This is a genomic window from Streptomyces sp. BE20, from assembly GCF_036322525.1.
Lineage (GTDB): Bacteria > Actinomycetota > Actinomycetes > Streptomycetales > Streptomycetaceae > Kitasatospora.
On the sequence record NZ_JAQYWW010000153.1, the window covers coordinates 1 to 545 of the forward strand.

The window sequence follows — 545 nt, forward strand, 5'->3', positions numbered from 1 at the left end:
GGTGTGTATCGTCGGGTGTTTTTATTGTTGTGGGTTGGCTGGGTTGGTTTGTTTTTGTTTTTTTTATTTTTTTTTTTTTTTTTTTAGTTGGTGGTGTTTTTTTGTGTTGTAGGGGTTTTTTAATAACGTTGTTAGCGCCCCCCACCCCCCCCACAACCCAACACCCCCCACCACCCCACCCACCCCCCACCCAAACAACCACACCAACAAAACAAAAAAAAAAAAAAAAAAAAAAAAAACAAAAAAAACAAAAAAAAAACAAAAAAAGAAACAAGAACATCAAACACAAAAATAAAAAACACACCCGAACAACCAAAAAAAAAAACAAACAAAAAAAAAAATAAAAAAAAAAAAAAAAAAAAAAAAAATAAAAAAAACAAAAAACAAAACCCACCACACCCCCAAACCCACCCCAACACAACAACCACCACCAAAAAAACCAAAAAAAACCAAAAAAAAAACAAAAAAACACCCAAAAAAAAAAAAAAAAAACCCCCCCCCACACCCCCACCAAACCCCACACACCAAGAAACCCCCAACCAACC

The 545-nt window shown here is 34.9% G+C and carries 2 protein-coding genes; one reads left to right on the forward strand and one right to left on the reverse strand.

Annotated elements, in window-relative coordinates; translation table 11 throughout:
- Positions 1 to 344: hypothetical protein (locus tag PUR61_RS45005; protein WP_329874543.1), on the forward strand; the 344-nt coding region annotated here is incomplete at its 5' end.
- On the opposite strand, the gene PUR61_RS45010 is transcribed toward PUR61_RS45005, so the two are convergent.
- Positions 280 to 545: hypothetical protein (locus PUR61_RS45010; protein ID WP_329874545.1), on the reverse strand; the 266-nt coding region annotated here is incomplete at its 5' end. The genes PUR61_RS45005 and PUR61_RS45010 overlap by 65 nt on opposite strands.